Origin of the sequence: Rhodococcus sp. ACS1 (assembly GCF_002300155.1) — a bacterium.
Taxonomy (GTDB): Bacteria; Actinomycetota; Actinomycetes; order Mycobacteriales; family Mycobacteriaceae; genus Rhodococcus_F; species Rhodococcus_F koreensis.
Map to the genome: position 1 here is coordinate 520962 of NZ_NSDZ01000007.1, position 25613 is coordinate 546574.

Annotated in this window: 23 protein-coding genes; 18 read left to right on the plus strand and 5 right to left on the minus strand. The window is 65.0% G+C overall.

Going from position 1 to position 25613, the window contains the following annotated elements:
* Positions 1-56: 56 nt before the first annotated feature.
* Positions 57-359, minus strand: coding sequence for a hypothetical protein (locus CJ179_RS33830; protein ID WP_072950072.1), 303 nt, complete (start codon positions 357-359; stop codon positions 57-59).
* 451 nt (positions 360-810) lie between these two features.
* Between CJ179_RS33830 and CJ179_RS33835 the strand changes: the two genes are divergently transcribed.
* Positions 811-1413: a hypothetical protein gene (locus tag CJ179_RS33835; RefSeq protein WP_095864286.1), complete on the plus strand. Its 603-nt coding sequence runs from the start codon at positions 811-813 to the stop codon at positions 1411-1413.
* Positions 1414-1460: 47 nt separating this feature from the next.
* Here the strand turns inward: CJ179_RS33835 and otsB are convergent, their stop codons facing one another.
* Together otsB and CJ179_RS33845 are read right to left on the minus strand one after the other, a co-directional pair.
* Entirely contained in the window at positions 1461-5213 is a 3753-nt protein-coding gene (otsB, locus tag CJ179_RS33840; protein WP_244163950.1) for a trehalose-phosphatase, read from the minus strand.
* 75 nt (positions 5214-5288) lie between these two features.
* Positions 5289-5822: a flavodoxin domain-containing protein gene (locus CJ179_RS33845; RefSeq protein ID WP_072950066.1), complete on the minus strand. Its 534-nt coding sequence runs from the start codon at positions 5820-5822 to the stop codon at positions 5289-5291.
* Positions 5823-6349: 527 nt separating this feature from the next.
* On the opposite strand from CJ179_RS33845, the gene CJ179_RS33850 reads away from it, so the two are divergent.
* Positions 6350-7246 carry a universal stress protein gene (locus CJ179_RS33850; RefSeq protein WP_095864287.1) on the plus strand — a complete coding sequence of 299 codons (897 nt, stop codon included), beginning with the start codon at positions 6350-6352 and terminating at the stop codon, positions 7244-7246.
* Positions 7247-7294: 48 nt separating this feature from the next.
* Here the strand turns inward: CJ179_RS33850 and CJ179_RS33855 are convergent, their stop codons facing one another.
* A complete protein-coding gene (locus tag CJ179_RS33855) occupies positions 7295-8527 on the minus strand; it encodes a serine hydrolase domain-containing protein (protein ID WP_072950063.1) in 1233 nt (410 codons plus the stop codon).
* A gap of 217 nt (positions 8528-8744) precedes the next feature.
* Between CJ179_RS33855 and CJ179_RS33860 the strand changes: the two genes are divergently transcribed.
* The 9 genes from CJ179_RS33860 to CJ179_RS33900 all read left to right on the plus strand — a co-directional run bounded on the left by CJ179_RS33860 (position 8745) and on the right by CJ179_RS33900 (position 15993).
* Positions 8745-9038 carry a hypothetical protein gene (locus CJ179_RS33860; protein WP_072950082.1) on the plus strand — a complete coding sequence of 98 codons (294 nt, stop codon included), beginning with the start codon at positions 8745-8747 and terminating at the stop codon, positions 9036-9038.
* A gap of 159 nt (positions 9039-9197) precedes the next feature.
* Positions 9198-10616: a wax ester/triacylglycerol synthase domain-containing protein gene (locus CJ179_RS33865; RefSeq protein WP_072950061.1), complete on the plus strand. Its 1419-nt coding sequence runs from the start codon at positions 9198-9200 to the stop codon at positions 10614-10616.
* 70 nt (positions 10617-10686) lie between these two features.
* Positions 10687-10974, plus strand: a complete 288-nt coding sequence (locus tag CJ179_RS33870) for a DUF1876 domain-containing protein (protein ID WP_072950058.1) — start codon at positions 10687-10689, stop codon at positions 10972-10974.
* A gap of 33 nt (positions 10975-11007) precedes the next feature.
* Positions 11008-12165: a 4Fe-4S dicluster domain-containing protein gene (locus CJ179_RS33875; RefSeq protein ID WP_072950055.1), complete on the plus strand. Its 1158-nt coding sequence runs from the start codon at positions 11008-11010 to the stop codon at positions 12163-12165.
* The gene (locus CJ179_RS33880; RefSeq protein WP_072950053.1) at positions 12162-12623 is read left to right on the plus strand and encodes a cyclic nucleotide-binding domain-containing protein; all 462 of its coding nucleotides are present in this window, start codon (positions 12162-12164) and stop codon (positions 12621-12623) included. The genes CJ179_RS33875 and CJ179_RS33880 overlap by 4 nt, the downstream gene beginning before the upstream one ends.
* Before the next feature lie 5 nt (positions 12624-12628).
* A complete protein-coding gene (locus CJ179_RS33885) occupies positions 12629-13468 on the plus strand; it encodes an FAD/NAD(P)-binding protein (RefSeq protein ID WP_371851615.1) in 840 nt (279 codons plus the stop codon).
* Positions 13468-14253 (plus strand): oxidoreductase, encoded by a 786-nt coding sequence (locus CJ179_RS33890; RefSeq protein ID WP_095864288.1) that lies wholly within the window; start codon positions 13468-13470, stop codon positions 14251-14253. Before CJ179_RS33885 ends, CJ179_RS33890 begins: the two co-directional genes overlap by 1 nt.
* Positions 14237-15529 carry a Ni/Fe hydrogenase subunit alpha gene (locus CJ179_RS33895; protein ID WP_072950048.1) on the plus strand — a complete coding sequence of 431 codons (1293 nt, stop codon included), beginning with the start codon at positions 14237-14239 and terminating at the stop codon, positions 15527-15529. The genes CJ179_RS33890 and CJ179_RS33895 overlap by 17 nt, the downstream gene beginning before the upstream one ends.
* Positions 15526-15993, plus strand: a complete 468-nt coding sequence (locus CJ179_RS33900) for a hydrogenase maturation protease (protein WP_072950046.1) — start codon at positions 15526-15528, stop codon at positions 15991-15993. The genes CJ179_RS33895 and CJ179_RS33900 overlap by 4 nt, the downstream gene beginning before the upstream one ends.
* A 24-nt stretch (positions 15994-16017) precedes the next feature.
* Here CJ179_RS33900 and CJ179_RS33905 read toward each other — a convergent pair whose 3' ends face one another.
* A complete protein-coding gene (locus tag CJ179_RS33905) occupies positions 16018-17007 on the minus strand; it encodes a nitroreductase family protein (RefSeq protein WP_072950044.1) in 990 nt (329 codons plus the stop codon).
* Between the two features lie 178 nt (positions 17008-17185).
* On the opposite strand from CJ179_RS33905, the gene CJ179_RS33910 reads away from it, so the two are divergent.
* From CJ179_RS33910 to CJ179_RS33945, 7 genes are all read left to right on the plus strand, one after another.
* Positions 17186-18097, plus strand: coding sequence for an ABC transporter ATP-binding protein (locus tag CJ179_RS33910; RefSeq protein WP_072950079.1), 912 nt, complete (start codon positions 17186-17188; stop codon positions 18095-18097).
* Positions 18087-18887, plus strand: coding sequence for an ABC transporter permease subunit (locus CJ179_RS33915; RefSeq protein ID WP_072950042.1), 801 nt, complete (start codon positions 18087-18089; stop codon positions 18885-18887). The genes CJ179_RS33910 and CJ179_RS33915 overlap by 11 nt, the downstream gene beginning before the upstream one ends.
* Before the next feature lie 2 nt (positions 18888-18889).
* Positions 18890-19792: a universal stress protein gene (locus tag CJ179_RS33920; protein WP_072950040.1), complete on the plus strand. Its 903-nt coding sequence runs from the start codon at positions 18890-18892 to the stop codon at positions 19790-19792.
* Positions 19793-19815: 23 nt separating this feature from the next.
* Positions 19816-21114: a DUF4010 domain-containing protein gene (locus CJ179_RS33925; RefSeq protein ID WP_083395998.1), complete on the plus strand. Its 1299-nt coding sequence runs from the start codon at positions 19816-19818 to the stop codon at positions 21112-21114.
* A gap of 1303 nt (positions 21115-22417) precedes the next feature.
* A complete protein-coding gene (locus CJ179_RS33935) occupies positions 22418-23269 on the plus strand; it encodes a universal stress protein (protein WP_072950033.1) in 852 nt (283 codons plus the stop codon).
* 143 nt (positions 23270-23412) lie between these two features.
* Entirely contained in the window at positions 23413-24012 is a 600-nt protein-coding gene (locus tag CJ179_RS33940; RefSeq protein ID WP_072950031.1) for a hypothetical protein, read from the plus strand.
* A gap of 105 nt (positions 24013-24117) precedes the next feature.
* On the plus strand, positions 24118-25551 hold the full coding sequence (locus CJ179_RS33945; RefSeq protein WP_072950029.1) for a wax ester/triacylglycerol synthase family O-acyltransferase: 1434 nt from the start codon (positions 24118-24120) through the stop codon (positions 25549-25551).
* Positions 25552-25613: the final 62 nt, after the last annotated feature.

Below are 25613 nucleotides of genomic sequence, written 5' to 3' on the forward strand. Positions count from 1 at the left end.
TCCAGTTCCTGGCTGCGTCACGTTCCGGACCTCAGATTACGCCAACAATAGATACATCAGTGGCTTCTTTGTTGACGGAGCGTGCGGTCTTCACCGTGCGGCCGGACGGAGCGGATTCCGCGACGCCGCGGCCGGTGTGGCATCAACATCGCCACCGCCAGACCGACGGTGGCGACGAGTGTCGCCGCAGCACCGACGCCTACGAGGGGAGTCGCGAGCCAGGCGCCGAGCAGAACCACCAACCCCGCGGTAGCTACCCCTGACGCAACCGCGAGCGCGAGCCCCGCCGGATGCGCATACAGGTAGTCCCCGGGCTCGTCGTCGCGCGGCCGCAATACTACGGAGCCACGCTCGAACATTCTTCCCTCATTCCCTTGCCGACGAAGTGGTTTCGATATCGTGCGCCGGCCTCATCCACAACGGTGCGACAACTGCGCGCGGGATTCCAGGGCCGAAGGTCACTGTTGTTGGGGTCCGGCGGTTAGGGCGGAGCGACATCTGTGACGGTCGGCCACCGTTTCAGAAGAGGCTGTGCTCGTGCCAGACCCTGTCATGGAATGCGTGGACTGTGGCCGCCTCCCGGTACACGGCGAAGGCCCGCCGCTATCGGCGGCGATCACCGAAACGCTTTGCAGGGCACAGGAAAGCGATCGCCGACGCGATGCCGGTGCGGCGCGCCTCCGACTGCGCCGCCCTGGACTGTTCGGACGACGGTCCATGCTGCGCCCTCGCCAATGACCTTGTGCTCTAGGACGCTGACCTCGTGAGCGTAAGACTCTGAACGAGAAGGGACGTCAGAGGAGGCTCGAGATGAACGCCGATCAGGCTCTGCGGCTGTGGCGTCTGGCGCCCTGGAGTCGGAATCCTCTCATGCGGGCCACGGATCGCTTCGACTCTGTCGCCGCGGTCGTCATGATCACCCTCATCCTGATTGCGGTCCCGTTCGCGGCCGCCCTCGGCACCGCGACATACACGGGTCTGAACGAGCAGTCGCATTCCGAACTCCAGACCAGACATGCACAATCTGCTGTGCTCATCGACGATCCGCGACTGGTGATCATCGGTCGCGCGCCCAGTCGGTCCCCGGAAACGCAAGATCGTGCGACGGCTCAGTGGACTGCACCGGACGGTGCTCTGCGCTCGACCGTCGTGGACACCAAGCCTGGCATGCACCGTGGGGACACCGTCGATGTGTGGGTCGATAGAGACGGCAACGTGGTCGACGAGCCACGGTCGGGAGTGGGGAATGCGGAGATCGCGGTGAGCGCAGCATTGTCCGCGTGGTCGGTGGCGGCGGTCTGCTCCTTCGTGCTGTACATGGGGGTGCGGTGGATGAACAGGCGAAGCCAGATGCGTCACTGGGATCAGGAATGGAAAGATTTCGGCCGAACACCCGGATGGCCGGTCAGTTGACGTGCACTACCGGTCCGGGAGCGGTGGCGCACGCACCGGACGTGTCCCTAGCCCAGACTGACCGTGCACCCCGGTTCCAGTCGAACTACCTGGTCACGACACGCGATCTCGATCGCGCGTTGATTTCCCGCGCCCGCGCTGACCTGAACACACCGGCCGCTGATCGTCAGCCACAACTGGTGTCCTCGATAGACGATCGGAAATTCCAGGACGCCGAGCGCTTCCGGCCACTCCGGGCCGAAGACGAGGCGATCGCCACGAGTTTCCAGTCCGGTGAAACAGCGCTGAAGTAGGTCGATACTTCCTGCCATGGCCGCCAGATGGATCCCCTCAGAGGTCGTGCCCCCCTGAATGTCGGTGATGTCGGACGCAAGAACCCTGTCGAAGAATTCCATGGCTTTGTCACGGTTGGCGCGAGCCAGCACCCAGGAATGCACGACGGCGCTCAGCGTCGAACCATGTGAGGTCCGCGCGAGGTAGTAGTCGATGGTTCTCGGTATAGTTTCCGGCTCGAGCTGATATCCGAGTCGTTCGAACAGATCTCGCAATTCGTCGGCGGACAGCAGATAGAACATCATCAATACGTCGGCCTGCTTCGAGGCGCGGTACCGGTTGACGTCATCACCTTCGGCCTCGAGGATCCGGTCGAGTCGTTGAATATCGGCATACCGCGCCCGGTAGCGGTCCCAGTCCAGTTCCGTCAACGCTTCATAGCCCTCGAACTGGCTGATGACTCGATCGTGGAACGGAATGAACATCCGACGGCTCACGTCCGCCCAGCGCGCCAACTCGTGCGCATCCAGGCTCCGAGAGTCGACGAGTTCGGATCGGTTCGCGGCCGGAATCGCGTCGAGCGCCTCGATCGCCCGGAGGATTACCCATACAGCCATCACATTGGTGTAGGCGTTGTTGTCGACTCCCTCGTATGGAGCCTCGGGGTAGCCGGAGTGAAACTCGTCCGGGCCCATCACGCCACGGATCGTGTAACGCCCGCGGGATCGCTCATAGGAGGAGAGGCTGGCGAAGAATCGAGCTATCTCTATCAGCATTTCGGCGCCGAAATCACTGAGAAACTCGATGTCGCCAGTGACCTGGTAGTACTGCCATACGTTGTAGGCGATCGCGATGCCGATGTGATGTTGGCGCCAACTCGGGTCCGGGAGCCAGCGGCCGGACTGCGGGTTGAGGTGCACCTGCTGACTTTCCTCCCGGCCGTCGCTACCCGACTGCCACGGGAACATCGCGCCACGGTAGCCGGCCGCATGCGCCGCCCGGCGCGCCTCCGGTAGCCGGCGGTATCGGTAACGGAGCAACGAACGGGTCAAGGCCGGCACTCGCAGGTTCAGGACCGGGAAGACGAACAGTTCGTCCCAGAAGATGTGCCCTCGATAGGCTTCGCCGTGAAGTCCCCGGGCGGGCACGCCGACGTCGAGATCGGCGGTGTTCGGCGAGACGGTCTGCAGGAGTTGCATCTGATGAAACCGTGTGATGCGCCGAGCGTCCTCATAATTTCCGAGTGTGATTCCGACACGGTCCCACAGGTGCTCCCACGCCAGAACGTGACCATCGAGCACGTCGTCGAACGCGCCGATGCACGAAAGCCACCGCGCCGCTTCGTCAGCCGGCTCGGACATCGCGTGATCACGCCCGGTGAAGACCGTCACCACCTTCTCGAACGTCACCGAGTCACCGGTCTTCAGGTCGACTGTGATGTCGTGCCCGACTCTGTGGTCGCCCTCGAGCAGCCGGAACGTGGGCTCGTGGCGTCGGCCTCGCGAGGACAGTGTGGTGCGCGCAGCCATGGCCACAGGAATACGCGACTGATTGGTTTGCACCGTCAACACAACAGAGTCTTCCCCCAAGGCGCCCGAATCGATGAGTTCGAGATGATCGTCGGCGAGATCTCGGTATCGGTCGACGAGAGTGTTTCGGACCGAACCATCGAGAGCCGAACGAAATTCGAGGGATCCGGACCAGTCCTCCGCGATAATTGTCGTCTGCAGCGCGCACACGTGGGGGAGGTGCATGGCGACGAACCGTCGTTGGATGACCGACGTGGTTCGACCGCCGGCGTCGTGGTATCGAAATCGGCGGGTGAGCACGGCGCGACGAAGATTGAGGTATTGACGATACTCGAGCAACTCGACGGCATCGATGTCGAACCACGGTCCACCCTCGACCCGGAACGTGGTGGTCAGCCAGTTCGGTGCATTGACCATGCTTTCGTTGACAACCGACATCCCTGCGCGATCGTCGTGCAGACGGTTGTACACACCCGCAAGATACGTACCTGGGTAGTGGATCGTGTCGGCGGTTGATTCCGGTGCGCAACCACGAGTGCCGAAGTAGCCATTCCCCAACGTGCAGATTGCCTCTCGTAGCTTCTCGGTCGCCGGGTCGTAGCCGTCGAAGAACAACATCCACGTATCGGCCGCGGCAGCGGTTTCCGGGTCGCGGCCGAGGAGGTCGGCGAGCCGCTGCAACAGTTCACGGACCTGAACCGGATCGTTCACGGCGAATCGCGCCGCCGACCGTCGATTCCCGATCTCTCTGCTGCGGACGACTATCCCTACTCCGGTATCTGCGACGGCGTCGAATGCGTCCTCGTCGGTGAGGTCGTCACCGACGTAGATCGGAAGCAGGGACTTCGCGTCGAGAAGGTGCTCGAGTACCCAGTTCAGCGCGCGGCCCTTGTCCCAGTCGACATCAGGACGGAGTTCGACGACTTTGCGGCCACCGGTAACTCGCAGCCTGACGTCTCCGGAAGTGGCGACGTCACGGACGGTGGCGAGGACCTCGTCCAACCGGTCGGTGGCGACGTTGCGGTAGTGCACGGCGACGGTGAACTTCTTGGGTTCGATCACCACACCTGGCACCTCGCGCAGCCGACTGGTGAGCGCGCGAGTCGCCTGCGCCAGTGCCGGCACCGCGGCGAGCGCGTCAGGGTTCTGGTAGTACTGCCCCTGCGGTCCGGCCAACTCGTATCCGTGGCTGCCCGCGTACCAGATCTCCTTCAGGCCGACCCGTGCTTGCACGTCCTCGAGGTCGCGTCCACTGATGACGGCTACAGGGCATTCACGCGTCAGTCTGGTCAACTCGGTGGCCACCCCGTCCATGAGGACGGCCTTCGGCGGATCTGACACGATCTCGGACAGCGTGCCGTCGAAGTCGAGAAACACGGCGGGGCGGCGGACGCGGAGGAGGGCGGTGAGCTCGTGACGAGACGTGAGAGCGTCGGGAATCTCGGACAGGCGGGGATCGACTGCACGGATCTGTATCTCGGAGGCGTCGGCCACGACCATATCTGCCCCGCATTTTCGCAGTTCGTCAGCATGGCGGTCACGGCCGACCCCGACTACTAGACCGAAACCGTCGCTGCGAGCCGCGGTTGTCGTTGCTCCTGATGCCGTGACGATGACCGCACCGTCAGGTCGGATACCGAGTCGATTGGCGGCGTCGACGGGCGATGCACCGTCGGCCCGCACAGCGAACAAATCGGCGATCCCTGCGGCGTCGAGGACCTGTTGAACATGTCGATGAGACGAGAAGGCCGCTGTCGCCACCCCGAGGCTCCGCAGTTGGCGGAGCAGAGTCACCGTGGAGTCGACGGGAACAACGGAGCCATGTGCGACTTTCTGGTGGAACAGGTCTGTGCTGTCCAGGTTTCCGCACCGAATGGGGGCGCTGTCGAACGAGTCCTGCGACAGGAGGTCCGGTGCTGTCGAGATGTCGGGCAACACATTGTCGAGGTCGAAGATCACCGCGTCATGTCGCCGCAGGTCGATCGCGGGCGTCGACATAGGTCAACCTCCGGTTGATGGACACGTGGAAGGCTCAGCGGGGCCACCATGCGGTTGGCGCTGGGCCAAGAGTCGTTACTTCCGAGAGGAACTGGTCTGCTGGGCGAGTGTGCGGCCCCATTGCTCGGCACGCGTCTCCTCACCTTCCTCCAGTCGCGACTCCTTGTCGACGAGGAAGCTCTCGGACTCGGCGACGAGATCGAATCCGCGCAGACGCAGTTTCCGGCAGATGCCTTTCGATGCTCTGCCGGTCAGGAGGGCAGGACCGCCGGCACGGGTGTCGAACGCCACCGCTTTCCCGTGCGATGGTGGCAGTCCGTCGAGCCATTCGCGGAGTCCCTCGCTTTCTGCATCGGGCTCCAATGTGACAGAGCTGTCCGGCTTGTGCGCTGTCACTGCCGCCCCGTGGCGGGTCGAATCGCGACTCATCCCGTGGACATGCGTCGGGCCGCCCACCATTACAAGGTCGTAACTGGACAAGTCCTCATCGCCGACTCGGGCAACCGGGACCGTTGCCACGGTTCCGGCGTCCTCGAGACCTCGGGCGATTGCTTCGGCCACGTGTCGGGTATTTCCGAACATCGACTCGTAGACCACGAGTGTTCGCATGTTGACTCCTCGGGAGTGGGCGGTTGGTGGGATGAGTAGGAAAAAGACTGTACACAAACATGTTCCGGGCAATCGTGTTGCTAGTTCGACGTGTGTGCGCCGAACATCACGCGCGTCCACCATTCGGTCAACGGGCTCGGATCGGGCCAAACAATTCGGTCTTCGCTCATGATCGGCGCAGGCTGCGATGAGTACTGCACCCTCGAGCGGGGAGCGTCGGTCGTCGCCGTCTGTGATCGGACCCCCGTCGTCGGCGGATGCCCCCTTTGGTGACGGTGGGGTGTGGGATTCATGGCGAACTCCAGGTGTCGTGGTCCTTCGGATTCAACCAACGATGTCGTCCACCGAGTAGGGTCTACCGTCACTTTCCGGTCCGTTGGAGCGTGAGTGCGGTGACCAATGCCCCTAGTGACTGCACTCCCGCCGGTGCGACCGTGGCGGTAGCGGGGTGCGACCCAGCGCAATCGGCAGCCGAACATGGACACTTCGCCAACGCGGCCGTCCGCCCGAGCAAGGAGTTGAGAAGGATGAGCGTTCTCGCACAACACCAGTCCATCATTGTCGGTGTAGACGGTTCGGAACGTGCGATGCGAGCCGCGGTGTGGGCGGCGGCGGTCGCCCGGCAGAAGTCTGTTCCATTGCTGCTGGCCCATGTCCTGCCGAGTCCGGGATACCACTACAGCGAGGCGGCCCTGCTCTATCAGAACGAGTTCGCCGAGGAGGTCGAGCGCTCTGCCCACGAAATCCTGGATCGGGCAGGTCGGCGAGTGGCGAGCGCGTTTCCTGACGTCACGGTGTCGACCAGCACGCTGCCAGGACCGGCCGGACCGGCACTCGCGGGATTGAGCACGCATGCCGAGCTGGTAGTGGTGGGATCAACGGGTGCGGGAGCGATGGCGTCCCTCGTCACCGGGTCCACGGTCATGCAGGTGGTCAACCGTGCGCACTGTCCCGTCGTGGTGTTCCGATCCGAGTCCTCGTCCACGGTGCCCGACCACCGTCCCGTCGTCGTCGGGGTCGACGGAAGTGAACTAAGCTCACTCGCAATCAACACGGCCGTCGAGTTCGCGGCGACCTTCGAGGTCCCACTCCTGGCGATACACGGCTGGGGTGCCGGTGATATTGCGGGGCGCGACACGGCCTTGAAGATGGTGAACTGGGCGGTCGTCGAGGAAGAACAATCCGTTCTGATGGCAGAAAATCTTGCGGGCTGGCGGGAGAAATTCCCGGATCTGCAATTGACCACCATCATCGAGCAGGCAAACCCGGCGGAGCTGATCCTCGAGTATGCTCGCGACGCCCAACTCGTCGTAGTCGGCAGCCACGGCCACAACCGACTGGCCGGTGCTCTTATGGGCTCGACGAGCCAGAACCTGCTCCATCACGTTGCCTGCCCGCTCATGATCTGTCGCCAGACGAACTGACGTCCGCGATGACTCGGCCGTGCCGACGGGCATGCTGCCACATCGCATTCATAATCGCCGGGCGATCGATTCCGCCTGCGCGCCCAGTTTCGCCAGACGCAGGTCGGCGAACGGGGTCAGTGCACCACCCATCCGGTTCGTCACGAATGCGACCGACAATCCGGTTTCTGGATCGGCGAACGCGCCTGACCCACCGAGCCCGTAGTGCCCGAACGCGTGTGGAGACTGGTTGCGGCTGGCGACGAACGCCGAGTGATAGCCCAGCCGCCAGTTCATCCGAATTCCGAGCACGTAGTCTCGCGCCGTCGTCTGTACCTCACCGACTTGCGCGAGAGTCTCCTCGCTGAGGAATCGGTTACCACCCACAACGCCGCGGTTCGCGATCGCCGCATACATCCGGGCGAGAGCGCGGGCGCTGAAGACACCGTTCCATCCGGGCATCACATAGTCGTGAATCGCTGGATTTCGTACAAGCTCGTCGAATCCTTCCGGCATGCCTGCGTTGGCGATGTTCCGAAGGACGGGCAGGCAGGACAGCGCGAACGACGCCGTTTCCCACGGCACTCCAAACGGATTGATCCGGGGGAACAGCTTCGCGATGCGGTGACGTTCCTCCGCAGGCACCTGGAACCAAAACTCTCCGACTCCGAGGGGTTCGGCGATTTCGGTGCGGACGAGGTCGGTGAACGACGACCCGGTTGCCCGCGTGGTGAGCTCCGCAACCAACGAACCGAACGTGACGGCGTGATAGCCCGGCATGACGGCGCGGCGCCGATCCGGCGTCGCGGATGCGAGCGCGCCGACGACGCTGTCGTGATCGAACAGAGCCGACGGGCCCGGTACCAGACCGCGCACCTGTTGCAGCCCGGCTCGGTGCGTCAACAGCTCGCGCACCGTTACCAACTCTTTTCCGGCGCTCGCGAACTCGGGCCAGTACTCGGCGACGGGCGCGTCGTAAATAATCAGTCCGCGGTCCACGAGACGGTGCAGCACCGTGCTTGCAACGCCCTTTCCGGTCGAAAAGGACACCGATACGGTGTCAGCTTGCCAGCGCGTGTCCGGGGTAGCCCACCCCGACCAGATATCGACCACAGGCTCGCCGTGAAGGTAGAGCGCGAGGGCCCCGCCCCCGTCGCTGGGCCGCCCGAAGAGCCGGAAGAACTGTCCCGCCAGCCCGCCGAAACGAGGGTCGACGAGCATCATGCGAGGCGCGGGCAACTGTGCCCGGGCCACCGCACTATCGGTCGCCGACCTCTTCGCCGATTCACGAGAGCTGGTCATGATGCACGTCTTCTACCTTCCAGCGGTCGCCTGGCGCCACCACCATCTTGTGTATACAAACACCGTATACGTGGTGTTCATTCCTCCGGTGGTACTCATGAAACGGCCGAAAGACCCTGTGAAGACCACCTCCGGTAGTCGGACACTGGAGGCAGAAGGACGGTAGATCCATTCCGGACGAACACCGCCGAACTGTCTGTAGGAGGGCCGCACCGTGATGTATGACGACTATTCCGGTGGTTGGGGGTATGCCCTGATGTTCGTCGGGATGGCGCTCTTCTGGGGGCTGCTGATTCTCGGGATCTTCTTGGTGATCCGCTATACGAGCCACTCCTTCCCGGCGTCGCCAGGCGCGTCGCCTGCACTTCGCAGCGCCGAAGCGGTTCTTGCCGAGCGGTTCGCACGCGGGGAAATCGACGAGACGGAATACAGACGAGACGGAATACAACAGTCGCCTGAGCATTCTCCGCGCAGGGAAAACACCCTGACGCCCACCACCGAGAGGAGGTAATTGTGATGGATGCGATGCAGATGTTCCACATGTTCATGATGTGGCTGCACAGCATGGGCATTCTGCCCCCCATGCACATGATGCCGATGTGACTCCGTCGCCAGGGAGCCGAAGGATCGACTCCCCGGAGGCCGATACCCGGGCCGATCGAAGGGCGAGTTGACCGCTATGAGCACGACCAACCAGCGATACATGACCCAGACGGATTTCATGTCATGGCGAATGGAGGAAGACCCGATCCTCCGCTCGACCATCGTCGCTGTCGCGCTCCTCGACCGTGGCCCGGATCAGACCCGATTCGTCGACATGATGCGCCGGGCGATCGAGATGGTACCCATCTTCCGGCAGAAAGTGATCGAAGATCCCAGGGGCCTGACCCCGCCGCGGTGGGCGGAGGACCGGGATTTCGATCTGACCTGGCACCTGCGCCGCTACACCCTCACCGAACCCCGAACGTGGGACGCGGTACTCCGGTTCGCCCGGACCGCCGAGATGACCGCGTTCGACAAGTGTCGCCCGCTCTGGGAGTTCACGGTCCTCGACGGACTGGATGACGGCAAATCCGCCTTCGTGATGAAGGTGCATCACTCCCTCACCGATGGAGTGGGAGGCATGCAGATCGCCCGGGAGATCGTAGATTTCGCCCGGGAAGGGACCCCGAGGTCAAGTCCTGATCTTCGGGATACCACGCCAAACGGTGAAGCGGCCGTTTCGCCTGGCCGTCTCACCTGGTACCGGGACACGGCGGCGGATGTGGCCCATCGGGCAACGAATGCACTGGGTCGCAACGGTATACGAGCAGTTCGAGCCCCGAGAGAGGCCGGGCGTCAGGCGGCTGCCGTCGCCGGCTCCACCATGCGCCTCGTGCGTCCCGTCCTCTCCACGCTGTCGCCTGTGATGACGCAACGCAGCACACGGCGCCACTGTGCGGTGCTCGACGTCCCGTTAGAGGCACTCGCTCAGGCAGGCACGACCGGCGGCGGCTCGCTCAATGACGCGTTTCTCGCTGCAATCCTCCGGGGAATGGCGAAGTATCACCGACTTCACGGCACCGAGATCAGCGAACTACGGATGACGCTACCGATCAGCCTGCGCACCGAGACGGACCCGGTGGGTGGCAACCGGATCAGCCTGGCGCGCTTTGCGCTACCCACCGATGTCAGCGACCCTGCCGAGTTGATCCGCCGCGTGCACGCCACAGTCGATACCTGGCGCCACGAGCCCGCGATTTCGCTGTCTCCGATGATCGCCGGGGCTTTGAACCTGCTCCCGGCCGTGACACTCGGAAACATGCTCAAACACGTCGACTTCGTCGCCTCGAACGTCGTCGGATCTCCGGTGCCACTGTTTATTGCCGGCTCGGAGATCCTGCACTACTACGCGTTCAGCCCCACGCTCGGATCGGCGTTCAACGTCACCCTGATGTCCTACACCACGCAATGCTGTGTCGGGATCAACGCCGACACCGACGCCGTCCCCGATCTCGCCGCCTTGACCGATTCGATAGCAGATGGGTTTCGCGCCGTTCTCGGGTTGTGCGCGAAGTCAACCGATACGAGCGTGGTCGTGGCCTCGTGATCGCGGCACCCCCACGTACCCGACAACCACGTCGAGGACGCGACACTGCGTCCGCACCGAACGGAGGCCGATGAACATGAACGAGAAGAAGTGGTCTGTGGAGATCGTCATCGACGAGCACGACGCCGACGAAGGCGGCTCCAGAACCCGGGCGCAGGCCCGGCTCCGAACCCGCGACACCCACACCCTGGTCGGGGTCGGGCTCGCACGCCGGAATCCCGCGGACACCGAGATCCCCGAGATCGGGGACGAACTGGCCACGGCACGTGCGTTGGCCGACCTCGCCCACCAATTGATCGAGCTCACCGCGGCCGACGTGGAAGCGGCCACGCACAGCCGCGTCCATCTCACCGAATAATCGGCCCCGCAGGGTCGGTAAAGGAGTCAGCGCATGGAAGGGCAACCTACCGCGAACACCGGTGCGAGTGTCTTGAATCGTCTCGGCCTCGACCACCTGATCGAGGTGCTTCGCGCCCGCGGCTATTGCGTCGTCGGTCCCACCGTGGAGGATTCGGCCATCGTTCTCGTCGAACTCGAATCCGGTGTGCAGCTGCCGTCCGGCTGGGGTGTGACAACCGGGGCCGGGACGTATCGGCTGCGTCGGCGAGACGACACCGCGGTCTTCGGTCACTCGGCGGGTCCGCAGTCGTGGAAACGATTCCTTCATCCGCCCCGGCAGCAGCAGTGGTCCCTCGACCGGGACGGTGCCTTCACCGGACCGGGCCACAACGAGCGGCCCTACGCATTCGTGGGGGTCCGCGGCTGTGATCTCGCGGCGATCTCGGCCCTGCGCCGGGTGCTGTGTCCGGACCCCGATTCCGACAGCGCCACAGCCCGCAGGTTCCGGCGACTGTTCATCGTGGCCGCCCATTGCACCGAGCCCGGTGAGGTCTGTTTCTGCGCCTCGATGGGCACCGGCCCGGCGGCCGGCCCTGGGTACGACCTGGCGCTGACCGAGCGCATCGACGACGACGGTCATCGGTTCGTCGTCGAGGTCGGCACAGAGTCCGGTGCCGACGTTCTGGCCGGGATCGCCCACCGCGCCGCCGCGACCGCAGAGGTCGACGACGCCCGGCACGCTGTGAGCACCGCAGCCGGCCGGATGGGACGGGCCATGCCCGAGGTCGATCTTCGTACGTTGCTCCGCGATGCACGCGGTGCCGACGTCTGGGAGGACGTTGCCAGCCGGTGCCTGACCTGCGGCAACTGCACCATGGTGTGCCCTACCTGCTTCTGCACCACCAGTGAGGACGTCACCGATCTGACGGGGGAGCACGCCGAGCGGTGGCTGCACTGGTCGTCGTGCTTCGAACCCGACTTCAGCTATGTGCACGGCGGGAACGTCCGGACATCGGGGGAAAGCCGGTACCGGCAGTGGATGTCCCACAAACTCGGCACCTGGTTCGACCAGTTCGGCAGCTCCGGTTGTGTGGGATGCGGACGGTGCATCGACTGGTGCCCCGTCGGTATCGACATCACCGCAGAGGCCGCGCGGCTGATCGAGATCATGCCGGCGTACCGGCCGAAGGATGACCGGGAGGAGCCGTGAACGCCGAAATATCGACGCTGCCACGTGCCCTCGGCCACCTCAGCCGCGAACACCGGCTCCGGCTCGCGGAACTCAGCACCCCGGTTCGCTTCGCCGAGGGAGAGTATGTCTTCCGCGAGGACGAGCCGGCGACGCGGTGCTGGCTGCTCGGCACCGGAAGTGTCGTCCTGACCACCCTGGTACCCGGCCGGGGCACCGTCGCACTCGAAACCCTGCACGGTGGTGACGTTCTCGGCTGGTCCTGGCTCGGCGCCCGGCAGGTGTGGCAGTTCGATGCACGGGCCACGGTAACCACAGTCGCTGCAGAGGTGGACATCGCCGCGCTCGAGCAGATGGCGCTCAGCCGTCCCGACTTCGGATATGCCGTCACCCGCGCGATGTCCGGGGTGCTCATAGCCCGGTTGCAGTCCACTCGCGCGCGACTCCTCGACCTCTACGCGAACCGGGGGGACCGGTGACCGCAATGGCGGACGACCGCGCGCTGCCGACCAGATACCGGGTCGTGTCCCGATCGGTGGAGACACGCGACTCGGTCACCATGACACTCGCCCCGGCCACCACACCTCCGACGCCGCTCGCGCAGTTCACCCCCGGCCAGTTCATGATGCTGTACGCCTACGGGGTCGGCGAGGTCGCGATCTCGGTGTCCGGTGACCCGTCGGCCACGGACGGAACCCTGGTCCACACGATCCGGGATGTCGGGGCCGTGAGCCGAGCACTCCACGATGCCCCGCTCGGCACGATCATCGGTGTGCGGGGCCCCTTCGGGCGGGGCTGGAAAATGGCCGGAGGCCCGGATCGCGACCTCGTGATCGTCGCCGGGGGAGTGGGATTGGCGCCCCTGCGCCCGGTAATCCTCGCCGCGCTGGCCACCAGGGAGAAGCTCCGCCGGCTCACTCTCGTCGTCGGCGCCCGCACCCCGGCGGATATCCTCTACCGTGCCGAACTCGAGACATGGCGGGCCCGCACGGACCTCGCGGTGGAGTTGACGATCGACCAGCCGATCGCGGGATGGACGGGCGGCGTCGGCTTCGTCACCGAAGCCCTGCACCGAGTGGACCTCGACCCCGAACGCACCACCGCACTGCTGTGCGGACCGGAGCCGATGATGCGGTTCTGCGCCCGGGCACTGACCGACCGCCTCGTCAGTCCGCACGACATTCAGGTGTCCGTGGAACGGAACATGCAGTGCGGCATCGGGGCCTGCGGACACTGCCAACTCGGCGAACTGCTGCTGTGCCGGGACGGTCCCGTCGTCGACTACGCCACCGCCGAACCACTCCTACGGGTACCGGAGCTGTGATGAGCGCACCACCGATCACCAAACCGAAACTCGCCGTCTGGAAGTTCGCCTCCTGTGACGGCTGTCAACTCACCCTGCTCGACTGCGAGGACGAGCTGCTCGCACTGTCCGAGGCCGTGGAAATCTCGCACTTCCTGGAGTTGTCCGACACGATCACCGCGGGCCCGTACGATCTGTCGCTGGTCGAGGGGGCGATCACCACGATCGCCGACCGGGACCGCATCCGCGCGGTGCGGTCGCAGTCCCGGTACCTGGTCACCATCGGGGCCTGCGCGACGGCTGGCGGCATCCAAGCGCTACGCAACTTCGCCGATATCGACGACTTCTTGGCGGTGGTCTACGCGAGACCTGAGTACATCGACACCCTCGCCACCTCGACCGCGATCTCGGCGCACGTCCCCGTCGACTTCGAGCTGCGTGGTTGCCCGATCGACCGGCGCCAGCTCCTCGAGGTCATCACCGGGTACCTGGCGGGCCGGCGGCCGAACATCCCGAACACCTCCGTGTGCACCGAGTGCAAGCGACGCGGACTGACGTGTGTGATGGTAGCCGACGGCACACCGTGCCTCGGCCCGGTCACCCATTCCGGGTGCGGTGCGCTGTGCCCGTCGGTCTCCCGTGGTTGCTACGGCTGCTTCGGCCCCACCACCGACCCGAACCTCGCCGCGATGAGCGGGTGGCTACGCAGGTGCGGGATGAACGAGGACGCCATAGACCGCATTTTCGCCACGTTCAACGTGGCGGCCTACGGATCGGAAGGGCACGACCGTGGCGCCGCGAAGTAGGGAACTGGTCGTACGCGCCCTCGCCAGGGTCGAGGGCGAGGGCCGCGTCGACGTGACCGTGCGCGAGGGGAGAGCAGAACGCGTCGAACTCAACATCTACGAGCCGCCCCGCTTCTTCGAGAGCTTTCTCCGCGGCCGCCACTTTCTCGAGCCCCCGGACATCACCTCGCGTATCTGCGGCATCTGCCCGGTTGCCTATCAGGTGAGCGCCTGCAATGCCATCGAGCAGGCATGCGAACTCGAGCTCGACGGCGCGGTGATGGATCTGCGGCGACTGCTGTACTGCGGCGAGTGGATCGCGAGCCACGTGCTGCACATCTACTTCCTGCACGCACCCGACTTTCTGGGGCTCCCGGATACGGTTGCCCTCGCCCAGCGTGAGCGGCAGGCCGTCGAGCGGGGACTGGCGCTCAAGAAGGCGGGAAACGCGATCCTCGATGCGATCGGTGGCAGGCCGATCCACCCGGTCAATGTCCGAATCGGCGGATTCTATCGGGTGCCCACGAAGGCCGAGCTGGTTTCTCTGTCTGACCAACTGCGGTCGGCACTCGATCACGCCGTCGCGACCGTGGAATGGGTGTCGTCGTTCGCCTTCCCCAACGTCGAACTCGAGCACGACCTCCTCGCACTGCATCACGACTCCCGCTACGCCATCGAGGACGGCGAGATCTGGTCGTCGACCGGGCTGCACTGCACCGCCGACGAATTCCCGGATCACATGGTCGAGCATCAGGTGCCGTACTCGACCGCGTTGCACGCCGAGCTCGACGGCCGCCGGTATCTCACCGGACCGCTGGCTCGGTACTCGCTCAACTCGTGTCAGCTCGGTGGTGCGGCAGCGGACGCTGCCGCTGCCGTAGGGCTGGGCGGGCAGTGCCGAAATCCGTTTCGCAGCATCGTTGTCCGCGCCGTCGAGGTCGTCTACGCCGTCGAGGAAGCGTTGCGGATCATCGACCGATACCAGCGCCCCGCTCGGCCGTTTACCGCCGGGCCACCGATACGCACGGTCGGACACGGGGTCAGCGAGGCGCCCCGCGGGCTGCTGTATCACCGATACGAGTTCGACCCCACCGGACTGATCCGCGCCGCCACCATCATTCCTCCGACCTCGCAGAATCAGGCCGCCATCGAGCACGACCTACGGCGCACGGTAGACGCGAACCTCACGCTGGCAGACAACGAGCTGACAGCGCTGTGCGAACGAACCATCCGCAACTACGATCCGTGCATCTCCTGCGCCACACACTTCCTGACACTGACGATCGACGGCCGATGACGATCGTGGTGATCGGTCTGGGAAACGATCTTCGCCGCGACGACGGAATCGGACCGACGGTCGCGCGAGCAGTGGCTCCGAAGGTCGGCCCAGACGTCCAGACCGTCGCCTCCGGAGGTGACCCCGTGGCGCTCCTGGAGCTGTGGGCCGGCGCGGATCTCACGGTGATCGTCGATGCCGTCATCTGCGACCCGCCCCGACCCGGCGTCGTACACCGGCTCACTCCGGCCGAACTCGACGCAATGCGGGCGGGGATGTTCAGCACACACGGAATCTCCCTCAACGACGCGGTGCGGCTCGGTGCGGTGCTGGATCGGCTTCCGCGCAGGATGGTCATCCTGGCTGTGGAAATCGCTGATCTGGATGATGGTCGCGGGCTTTCACCCGCGGTGGGCCGCGCTGTCGATGCGGTGGTCTCGGCGGTGCTGTCGGAGATCGGTGCGCCGTCCGAGCGAGTGGTGTGAACGTCCGTGGGGGCGATCTGTTCGTCAACTACGGGAGTGTGGGCGGCGGATCGAGAACACCGACTCGAGGGGACGTCGCGGTGTCTGACGCGGCGGAACCTTCTTCTCAGTCGTACCTATCCGGATCAGGGTTTGCGGAAAGCCGCGGGCGGGGAGCAGTTCGCGGATCATTTCCCGGCTCTGATGGAGTTCGGTCATGTGGGTCAGCGGACACGTGGCGAGACCGCCGACGGTAGCCTCCAGAAGCACCGAGGACAGGGCCTCACCGGCCCGGAGCCACGCATCGCGACCGTCGGTGTCGGTGCTCAACACCAGAACAGTCGAGCGATCGATCTCCGCGGCCGAGTCGTTGTCGCGGCCGGCGGGGAAGCGGCGCCCGATGTCGACGCGGTCACGGTTCTGCGCGGTCGCGAGGGAATCCACTGGTATACCACCCTGTCGAAGGGAATGACCCGCCCACCAATGGAGCTCGGCCTGGTAGGCGGAGTCGTATTTCCGCGCTGCCGCCGTCATTTCGGTCGCCTTCGCAAGTGCCGGGCGGGCGTCCTGCCCCAGTACCGTCAAGTGGACGCCCCTGCTGCGCACCATGTCGGGCAAGGTGGCAGGCATGGGGGTCTTCACGCTGACCGGGCCGAACGGCCTGCGGTCGGAATATCGGTGCCGGATCGCCGCCAGCAGGTCGAATTCGTGCGACTGAGGTCGCGCGCCGTGGCGGAATCGAATCGTCGCCAGGTGCGCGGAGTGCGGGCCGTCGGGGGTTCGCTGGATGTCCGCGGACCATCTCAGCCCAGTCATTGCGGTCTGGAGATGGTTCAGCGCCGCACCGCAACTGATCACCAATTGCCGGCCCGACGGGTCCGCCGACGCCAGAAGCCGGCCGCGTTCGGTGTAGAGGTCGAGTTGACCGTCGGCGTACGTCCACTGCCACGGCTGGCTGTTGTGTACCGACGGTGCACGGCAGGCGAGGTCTACGGCGATGCGGATGACGTTTTCGTCGGGAAGGGTGCTGTCCATGATCGGCTCCTCACTGATGCGCGCTCCGCCGGGGTCTGGGGCGGACAATCGGTGCGTGCAACCAGTATTCGCCACCCGCCGAACGGGAGTAAGGGCCGATGGTCACTGCCAGGACATCGCCGTCGATTCGGGTCGGAAGACCCTACTGGCGACAACTGTGCGCTGCAAGCCTGAGAACATGTCCAGCGGCATCGCCATTCGCACGCTCGACCTCACCAAGCGGTTCGGCACCCTGTTGGCCCTGGACTCGGTGGAGCTGAACATCGTCGAGGGTGAGATCTTCGGCTATCTCGGCCCCAACGGCGCCGGGAAGTCGACCACGCTGCGTCTGCTCGTGGGGTTGCTACGTCCGACTGCGGGATCGGCGCGAGTCTTCGGCCTCGACCCATGGTCGTCGGCACCCGCAGTTCATCGCCTGATCGGCTATGTCCCGGGCGAATTGGCACTCTACGACCGCCTGACCAGCCGCCAGCACATCACGTTCTTCGGGCACCTGCGTGGCCGGCCCGACGACAAAGCGGCAACGGTGATCGCCGATCGGCTCGACCTCGATCTCGATCGGCCCGTCCGGACGATGTCGAAAGGAAACCGCCAGAAGCTCGCACTGGTCCTCGCACTGATGTCCAGCCCACAGCTGCTTATTCTCGACGAACCTACCGGTGGGCTCGATCCACTCGTGCAACACGAGTTTCATGCAATGATGCGTGAGCACACCGCGGCCGGCGGAACAGTCTTGTTGTCATCTCACATACTCAGTGAAGTTCAGCAGGTGGCCGACCGCGTCGGTGTACTGCGGGAGGGTCGCCTCATCGCCGTCGAAAGCCTTCACGAACTACGCCAGAAGTCGCTGCACCACGTCACCGCCGAGTTCGCGGCGCCGATTCAGGAATCGGACTTTCGCGAGTTGGCCGGCATCCGTGACCTCACCATCAACGGCGCCACGCTGACGTGCAGCGCCCCCCAGTCTGCGCTGGACGCCCTTATCAGGCGGATCTCGCAATTCCGCATCGTTGATTTCGCATGCGCCGAGGCCGACCTCGACGAGACGTTCATGGCGTTCTACGAGATCGGGGCCCGAAATGCTGCATAGCGTACTGACCAAGACGTTGTACGACCAGCGGCGAGCGTTCCCTGCATGGGTTGCCGGGCTCGCGCTGCTCGTGGCGATGTACGTGGCGATCTGGCCGAGTGTCCGCGACCAGCCGTCGATGAATCAATTCCTCGATCAGATGCCGGAGGCATTCCGTGCACTCTTCGCGATGGCCGGTGCCGACATGTCCACCCCCGTCGGATACATCCAGATCGAACTGCTGTCGTTCATGGGCCCGATGCTGCTCCTGATCTATGCGGTCGGGGCGGGTGCGGCGGCGATTGCCGGAGAGGAGGAGCGGGGAACGCTCGATCAGTTGCTCGCCACACCGCTCAGTCGCGGGCGAATCCTCACGGAGAAATTCGGTGCCCTCACCGCGGGCACGGTGGCGCTCTCGGCGGTCATGGGCCTCGCTCTGCTCGGGGAGGGGATACTCGCCGACATGGATCTTCCGGTGGGAAACGTCGCGGCGGCAATGGTGCACCTGGCGCTTCTGGCGCTGGTCTTCGGCGCACTCGCCTTGGCGATCGGCGCCGTCACTGGCCACCCCGCGCTGAGTCGCTCGGTTCCTGCCGTAGTCGCGATCCTGGCATACGTACTGAACGGCCTCGGTCCCGTGGTGTCGTGGTTGGCGCCGTGGCAACGATATTCCCCGTTCTATCAATATGCCGCCCATGACCCGTTGCGCCACGGGTTCTCGCCTGCGGCAGCAGCGGTGTCCGCGTTGACGGTTGTGGTGTTGCTCGGGATCGCGCTCGTCGGGTTCGCCCATCGCGACGTGATGCGGTAGCCGTGACGTCGACGTGGACACCTCCTCTCGAGCCGGTCGTCGTCGGAGTCGACAACACCGCAGCAGCGAGAGCGGCCGCGCGCTGGGCCGGGGCGGTCGCGGAGCAGATGGGAACGACGCTGCACCTGGTTCACGTGCTCCCCCGGGCCCCCGCCTTCTACGCGGAACCTCGTCCTCTGCCGTCGTACGACGACAATCGCATTGCGGGAGAGACGTTGCTGGCGGGCGCGTTGCGCAGCATCAGGTCCGACCGGCATGCGCTATCGGTGGAGTGCTCCCTGCTGACCGGCTCGACGGCGGCCGACGTCCTGCTGCCGTTGGCGAACTCGGCGTCGATGGTGGTGATCGGGTCGACGGCAACCGGCCCGGTGCAGGGATACCTGAATGCGACGGCATTGCGACTTGCTCATCACTCCCGATCCCCGGTCGTGGTATGGCGGGGAACCGAAAAACACGCGGTCCCCGATCGTCGCACGGTCGTCGTCGGTGTGGACGGCAGCCGGTGCAGTGTCGCCGCCGTAGCCGATGGCTTCGATTTCACGGCGCGATTCGACGCGCCGCTGGTGGCAGTGCACTCGTGGGGGTCAGGTTTTCCACACCCCGCAGAGAACGAAGCCGACGAGGTCGCAGTCTGGCAACGGGAACGGGCAGTTCTGGCGGAAAGCCTCGCTGGTTGGGGCGAACGATATCCGGACGTGGTCGTGCGAGAAGTCGTCGAGTGCGGCGGCGCAGGCGAGGTATTGCTCCGCTGGTGTACGGACGCGCAGCTTCTCATCGTCGGAAGCCACGGGCACGGCGCGCTTGGTCGTGCGGTCCTCGGGTCGACGAGTCAGGACATGCTTCACCGGGCTCGGTGTCCGGTCATGATCAGTAAGGTTGACCGTGACGCCGCCAACGGTGCATGACGGGACAGTGGAATTCGGTAGTCGTGGACATCGCTGAGTTCCACGCCTACGGCTACGCCGCCGCCCTGCTGATCGGGCTCGGGCTGGGAATCGAGCGGGAACACACGGCACGGACCCCACCAGACGGTGAAGACCCGGGATCGTGGGAATTGCCGGGAGCCCGTACCTTTCCGCTCATCGCCCTTGCCGGCGCCATCGCGACGCATCTCGGCACCGAAGTAGTCACTGCGGCTTTCGTGGGGATCGCGGCCCTCATCGTAGGGTGGTACTGGGTGCGCACCCATATCCCGCCACGACCGGACGTCGGGACCACCACCGCGTTCGCTGCCCTGGTGGCCTTCTTGCTCGGCGCTCTCGCCTGGCACTATCCGTCACTTGCCGTCGCGCTCGGAGTGATCGTGCTCGTCCTTCTGTCCGTCAAATATCCCATGCACCAGTTCGCGGAGCGCATGATCGACGAGCGCGACATCACGGACTTCTGCGTACTGCTCGCAATCGCCTTCCTCGTCCTACCACTACTTCCGGACCGCGACGTCGGACCCTACGGTGCGTTGAACCCCGCGACGATCGGCCGACTGCTGCTCATGCTGAGCCTGATCGGCTGGATGGGCTACGTAGCCACCCGGATCCTCGGCCCCCGGTGGGGACTGCTGATCGTCGGCTTCGGTGGGGGATTCGTCTCCGGCGCTGCGACCACCGCCGTGATGGCACGGACAGCGCGCCGAGAACACGATTCGCCTGATGCCCTACCTGCGGCTCTTATTGTGAATCTGTCCACCATCGTGCTCGTCGTCGGCATCACCTGGGTCGTCAATGCCGAGGTATCGGCACAACTGGCACTGATATTCGGTGGAGCCGCCGCACTGGTTGTCGCGGAGACCGCCGTTCTCGTGCTTCGTGGATCGCACGACAGGACGCCGGCCAGCGGCGGCGAGCAGGCACAGCCGGCGACGGGCTTGCTCGACCGCCCGATCTCGGTGCCGACAACCCTCTCACTGGCAGGGATCCTGCTCGTTCTCCTCATCATGACGAAGGGCGCCGCCGACATGTTCGGTGGTGGCGGTGTGATCGCCGCATCGGCCGTCGGCGGATTCGCTGACGCACATTCCTCGTCGCTCGCCGCTGCGTCCGCCGCAGGCGCCGAGATCACCGTCGGCACCGCGACGGCGGCTGCAGTGGTTGCCGTCGGAACGAACCTGCTCACCAAGCTGGTTCTCGCCGCCGTCGCCGGTTCGTTCCGGTTCGCCGTCACGCTGGCGGTGTGGCTGGCCCCACCGGTCGCTGTGACGGCACTGACCGTGTGGGTCGTGCTCGTTCGGTGATCGGCCGAGGTGCGCCGGTGCGGTCGTTGCGCCCCGGGGTGTCGATGACCTACGGCCCTAGAGGCATCGGGCAGCGGGCGCAACACTCGAAACTACGACGACGCAGGAGACACGATGATCGGCGGAGTACAAGATAGACCGACGGGCGCGTTGTGAACACGCGAGCGGCCCCCGTGGTACCCGACCGGCGCACCGTCGAAGTAACTGTGGCGCGGGCGTGCCGTGCCCCATCCCTGCACAACAGCCAGCCGTGGCATTGGGTGATGAGCGCAACCGAGCTGCGGCTCTACAGCGATCCCGACCGACTGTTACCTGCCACCGACGGCTTCGGTCGTCAGATGGTGATCTCCTGCGGTGCAGCGTTGAATCATCTCGAGTACGCATTCGCGGCACATCATTGGCGCCCTCTGATCGAACGACTGCCGCGCTCATCCAACCGGCAACTGTTGTCGACAATCGGCTTCGCCCCGGCCCCGAACCCGACAGATTTCGTCGCCCGAATGGCGGCAGCGATCGAACGACGACGAACGGAACGACTGCCCCTGGATGCGCCGCCCGCGTGGCGGGAGACACTTGAACAGTTGGTGCGCATCACGGCGGGCACAGGCGTCGACCTCGAAGACTTGGGCGAGCGAAGCCGCCCCGCACTCGAGGAAGCATCACGCCGAATGACCGGCTTACGGCACGACGACCCTACCTATCAAGCCGAACTGCGGTGGTGGTCGGGGCGTGGACTGTTTCCGGACGGTGTGCCGGAACAGGCGCGCCCATCCGACCGGCAGCAACACGCGGTGCACCTCTCGCGAGAGTTTCCGCCCGGCCGCGCGAGCACACCCGACGGAAGCCCATCGGAAGACCGATCCGCGATCCTGCTGCTCTCCACATCCGCAGACTCGCGACTTGATTGGCTGCGGAGCGGCGAAGCGCTCTCGTCCGTCCTCCTTGCATGCACGGATCGTGGGCTCGCCACCTGTCCTGTCACCCATCTGACCGAACGTGCTTCGACCCGCACAATGTTGCGAGAGCTGTCGTCGGGGGCGGGGATGCCGCAGGTCCTGATCAGGGTGGGAGCGAGTACCAGAGCTCCGACGCCACCGACCACGCCCAGACGCCCGTTATCGGAGGTCTTGGTTCGCGAGCGGCCGGCTCCGAGCAACGCGCATGGTGAGTAGCTGCGGGCGGAAACCCTCCGCACAGTGTAGCTGTCAGCCCAACGACGTAGCTGTCAGCCCAACGACGCGAGGCACACCGTTGACATGATCGAAGCCCAGGCAATGATCGGACATCGCAGAGGAGGTCACCCATGGTCGATCCGGCGATCATTGTAGGAGTGGACGGATCCCGATCGTCGCTGGATGCGGTGCGGTGGGCCACCCGAGAGGCTACAGTTCGTGGCGATCCGCTAATATTATTGTCCTGCAGCACCTATCGAGGCACGAAAGATGGACCGCGTCTCGTCGAAGAGCTCCATGCCCGAGCCGAGCGGGCCATTTCAGAAGCGCTCGAGGCCGCACGCGCGGCATCCACCGATGCCGGCATCGACATCCGGGCCGAGGTGTCCCACCAGTACGCTCCGGGCTCCCTCGTCGACCGATCCGCCGGTGCAATAATGGTCGTGCTCGGCCGCCGGGGACTCGGCGAGTTCACCGGCGGGCTGATCGGCTCCGTGAGTTCAGCCGTGGCCCAGCATGCACAGTGCCCGGTAGCACTGATCGACGGCTGGTCGAGAGTCGCGGACGGCAGAGGACCCGTCGTCGTCGGTGTCGACGGATCGCCGAACAGTCAACGAGCCCTCGGTCTGGCGTTCGAAGAGAGTTCCCTTCACCACGCGCAACTGATCGCACTGCACGCCTGGTCCGACCAAGACCTGTCGACGCTCCCGGTCGGTGTCGAGCAGACCCTGGAGCAGTCAGTGCTCGAGACCAGCGTGGGCGGATGGTGTGAACGGTTCCCTGACGTCTCGGTGCGGCAGAAACTCGTTCGAGACCGCCCGGTGCGCCATCTCCTCGAAATGGCCGACGACGCCCAGATGATCGTCGTCGGCAGCCGAGGACGGGGCGGCTTCCCCGGGATGACGCTCGGCTCGACCAGCGCGGCCTTGATGCACATCACTCCGTGTCCGCTTCTGATTGCCAGGCCGTGCACTAGCAAATAATGGTCAATACGTTCGCCAACCATCGGATCGCGGACCGCCGTCCCGAAGATCGAGGACAGCGCGAACAAGGGCGATGACCTTGGGCCCTACATCTGCACCCCGGTCCGGCGCGACACTCGAAGGAGCAATCGCAGGAGGCCGTCATGATCGAGGAACAGACGCTGGTGGTGCGAATGTGGCGATTGAGGCCGTGGAGCGGGAACCGCCTGATGCGGGGAAGCGACCGCCTCGAATCCATGCTCGTCCTCTTCGTCGTCGCCCTGATCCTGATCTTGGTGCCCCTCGCCGCGGCCTTCGGTACCGCCACCAACACACGCCTCAATGACCAGTCCCGCGCCGACCGAGAAACTCGACATCAGATAGCGGCAGTGCTCCTCGCGGACGCCACCGTGAACCTGGCGGATACCACCCCGGCAACGGGTGCCACGGGACAGGCCCCGGCCCAGTGGGCCGCGAATGGCACCACACACACCGGAGTAGTGCAGACTGGACCGGAAACGAAGGCAGGACAAACGATCAGCATCTGGATCGACCCAGACGGCAACCTCGCCGACGCGCCGAAGACAGGCACGGAGAACGGGTTGGAGGCCGTAGGCGCCGCACTCGCCCTATGGACGATCAGTGCGACGGCCTGCCTCGCGGTGCTGATGGGAATTCGCTGGGCAGAAGCGAGATACCGTCTGTCACAGTGGGACCGGGAGTGGAGGAACCTCGGGAAAGCCCCAGGATGGCCCGTCAGCTGACAACCATCACACGGCGCGGCGCGGCAGGCCGAAGATCCGGGGTGAGACCACCGCTGATGCCGGACAGAAGAAGACGATGATAGGGAAGGGCGAGGCCGAAGGCACGTGGACGACAACCTGAGCTTCCTGGACGCGGGTTTCCTCGAAACGGAGGACTCCGACCCACACGCGAGCCTGACCATCGGAGCCCTCGCCATCATGGAGGGACCCGTTCCCGGGCACGACGAGTTTCGTGACACCGTGGCCGCACGTTTCGCGAAGCTCCCGCACGCCCGAGACAGGGTTCACACCGTCCCCCTGGACTTCAGCGCACCCTCATGGTCACCGGACCCCCATTTCGACCTCGGTCATCACCTGCGGAGGGTCGCGCTCCCGGAGCCAGGGGAGGAGGAGGACTTGTTCGGCTTCGTCGCCCGGGTCATGGCACACCGACTCGACCGCGACCGCCCCTTGTGGGAATGCTGGGTCGTAGAAGGCCTCACCTGCGACCGCTGGGCCGTGCTGACCAAGATTCATCACTGCATGGCGGATGGAATCACCGGGACGAAACTGTTCGAAGCGATGTGTGACGAAGTCGTGGCCGAAACGTCGAGCGCTGCACAGTCCGACACCGACACCGACACCGAAGTGGTGCCGACCGGCGGCACACGCCTCGAGAGAGTCGAGAGCCTCGCACACTCGACAATCGAGTTCCTTTCCCCGGCGCGGCAACTACGGCTCGTCTCCGAGACATTGGCCGTTCCGCGCCGACTCACAGCCGCCGGCATCGGCGTCGCAACCGGCCTGACGCACTTGCTGTCCGAGATGCTGACCTCGTCTACGGACACTTCGCTGATCGGATCGATCGGGCGCCAACGCCGCTATTGCGCCGCGCGAGTCCGGATGCACGACGTACGAGAAATCTGCAGCACGTACCAGGTTACTGTGAACGATGTCGCACTCGCCGCGATCACCACCGGTCTACGGCAGCTGCTCGTGAATCGGGGCGAGCGTCCCGAACCGCACACGGTCCGTACGCTTGTTCCCGTCTCCGTCCGCTCCACCGCCGAGGAACGGGCGATCCACAATCAGGTCTCGCTCATGCTGCCCTTCCTGCCCGTCGACATCGAAGACCCGGTCGAGCAGTTGGTCGCCGTCCATAACCGGCTCACAGCACACAAGGCGAGTAAGGAGGCCGAAGGGGGCAAGGCGTTCACTGCGGTGGCCCAGTACGGTCTCTTCATGCCCATGGCCTGGGCCGTACGGCTCGCCACCCGGTTCCCTCAACACAGCGTCGTCGCCGTCGCAACCAATGTCCCCGGACCGAAGGCCACACGCCATATGATGGGGCGGATGATCCTGGAGATCTTCCCGTATGTCCCGATCGCCCTGCGGCTGCGGATCGGGATCGCGATCCTCAGCTACGGCGACCATCTCGCCTTCGGTCTCACCGGCGACTACGACACCACACCGGACCTCACCGACCTCTCCACCTCGATCGAACGAGGGGTACTGACCCTTCTCTCCTCGGCACGCGCCGCCGATGCAGCAACCGAATGAAGGCGGTCCCGAAGACCCGGTTGGCAGCGGTGAAAAGCATCGAGGTTGACATACCAATCAAT

What these genes read in the sequence shown, in the direction of transcription:
- CJ179_RS33860 (WP_072950082.1), top strand. Translation starts at nt 8,745, where the DNA reads ATGTATGACGACTATTCCGGTGGTTGGGGGTATGCCCTGATGTTCGTC.
- CJ179_RS33890 (WP_095864288.1), top strand. Translation starts at nt 13,468, where the DNA reads ATGAGCGCACCACCGATCACCAAACCGAAACTCGCCGTCTGGAAGTTC.
- CJ179_RS33870 (WP_072950058.1), top strand. Translation starts at nt 10,687, where the DNA reads ATGAACATGAACGAGAAGAAGTGGTCTGTGGAGATCGTCATCGACGAG.
- CJ179_RS33910 (WP_072950079.1), top strand. Translation starts at nt 17,186, where the DNA reads ATGTCCAGCGGCATCGCCATTCGCACGCTCGACCTCACCAAGCGGTTC.
- CJ179_RS33850 (WP_095864287.1), top strand. Translation starts at nt 6,350, where the DNA reads ATGAGCGTTCTCGCACAACACCAGTCCATCATTGTCGGTGTAGACGGT.
- CJ179_RS33940 (WP_072950031.1), top strand. Translation starts at nt 23,413, where the DNA reads ATGATCGAGGAACAGACGCTGGTGGTGCGAATGTGGCGATTGAGGCCG.
- CJ179_RS33905 (WP_072950044.1), bottom strand. Translation starts at nt 17,007, where the DNA reads ATGGACAGCACCCTTCCCGACGAAAACGTCATCCGCATCGCCGTAGAC.
- CJ179_RS33915 (WP_072950042.1), top strand. Translation starts at nt 18,087, where the DNA reads ATGCTGCATAGCGTACTGACCAAGACGTTGTACGACCAGCGGCGAGCG.
- CJ179_RS33875 (WP_072950055.1), top strand. Translation starts at nt 11,008, where the DNA reads ATGGAAGGGCAACCTACCGCGAACACCGGTGCGAGTGTCTTGAATCGT.
- CJ179_RS33855 (WP_072950063.1), bottom strand. Translation starts at nt 8,527, where the DNA reads ATGACCAGCTCTCGTGAATCGGCGAAGAGGTCGGCGACCGATAGTGCG.
- CJ179_RS33835 (WP_095864286.1), top strand. Translation starts at nt 811, where the DNA reads ATGAACGCCGATCAGGCTCTGCGGCTGTGGCGTCTGGCGCCCTGGAGT.
- otsB (WP_244163950.1), bottom strand. Translation starts at nt 5,213, where the DNA reads ATGTCGACGCCCGCGATCGACCTGCGGCGACATGACGCGGTGATCTTC.
- CJ179_RS33885 (WP_371851615.1), top strand. Translation starts at nt 12,629, where the DNA reads ATGGCGGACGACCGCGCGCTGCCGACCAGATACCGGGTCGTGTCCCGA.
- CJ179_RS33845 (WP_072950066.1), bottom strand. Translation starts at nt 5,822, where the DNA reads ATGCGAACACTCGTGGTCTACGAGTCGATGTTCGGAAATACCCGACAC.
- CJ179_RS33935 (WP_072950033.1), top strand. Translation starts at nt 22,418, where the DNA reads ATGGTCGATCCGGCGATCATTGTAGGAGTGGACGGATCCCGATCGTCG.
- CJ179_RS33830 (WP_072950072.1), bottom strand. Translation starts at nt 359, where the DNA reads ATGTTCGAGCGTGGCTCCGTAGTATTGCGGCCGCGCGACGACGAGCCC.
- CJ179_RS33900 (WP_072950046.1), top strand. Translation starts at nt 15,526, where the DNA reads ATGACGATCGTGGTGATCGGTCTGGGAAACGATCTTCGCCGCGACGAC.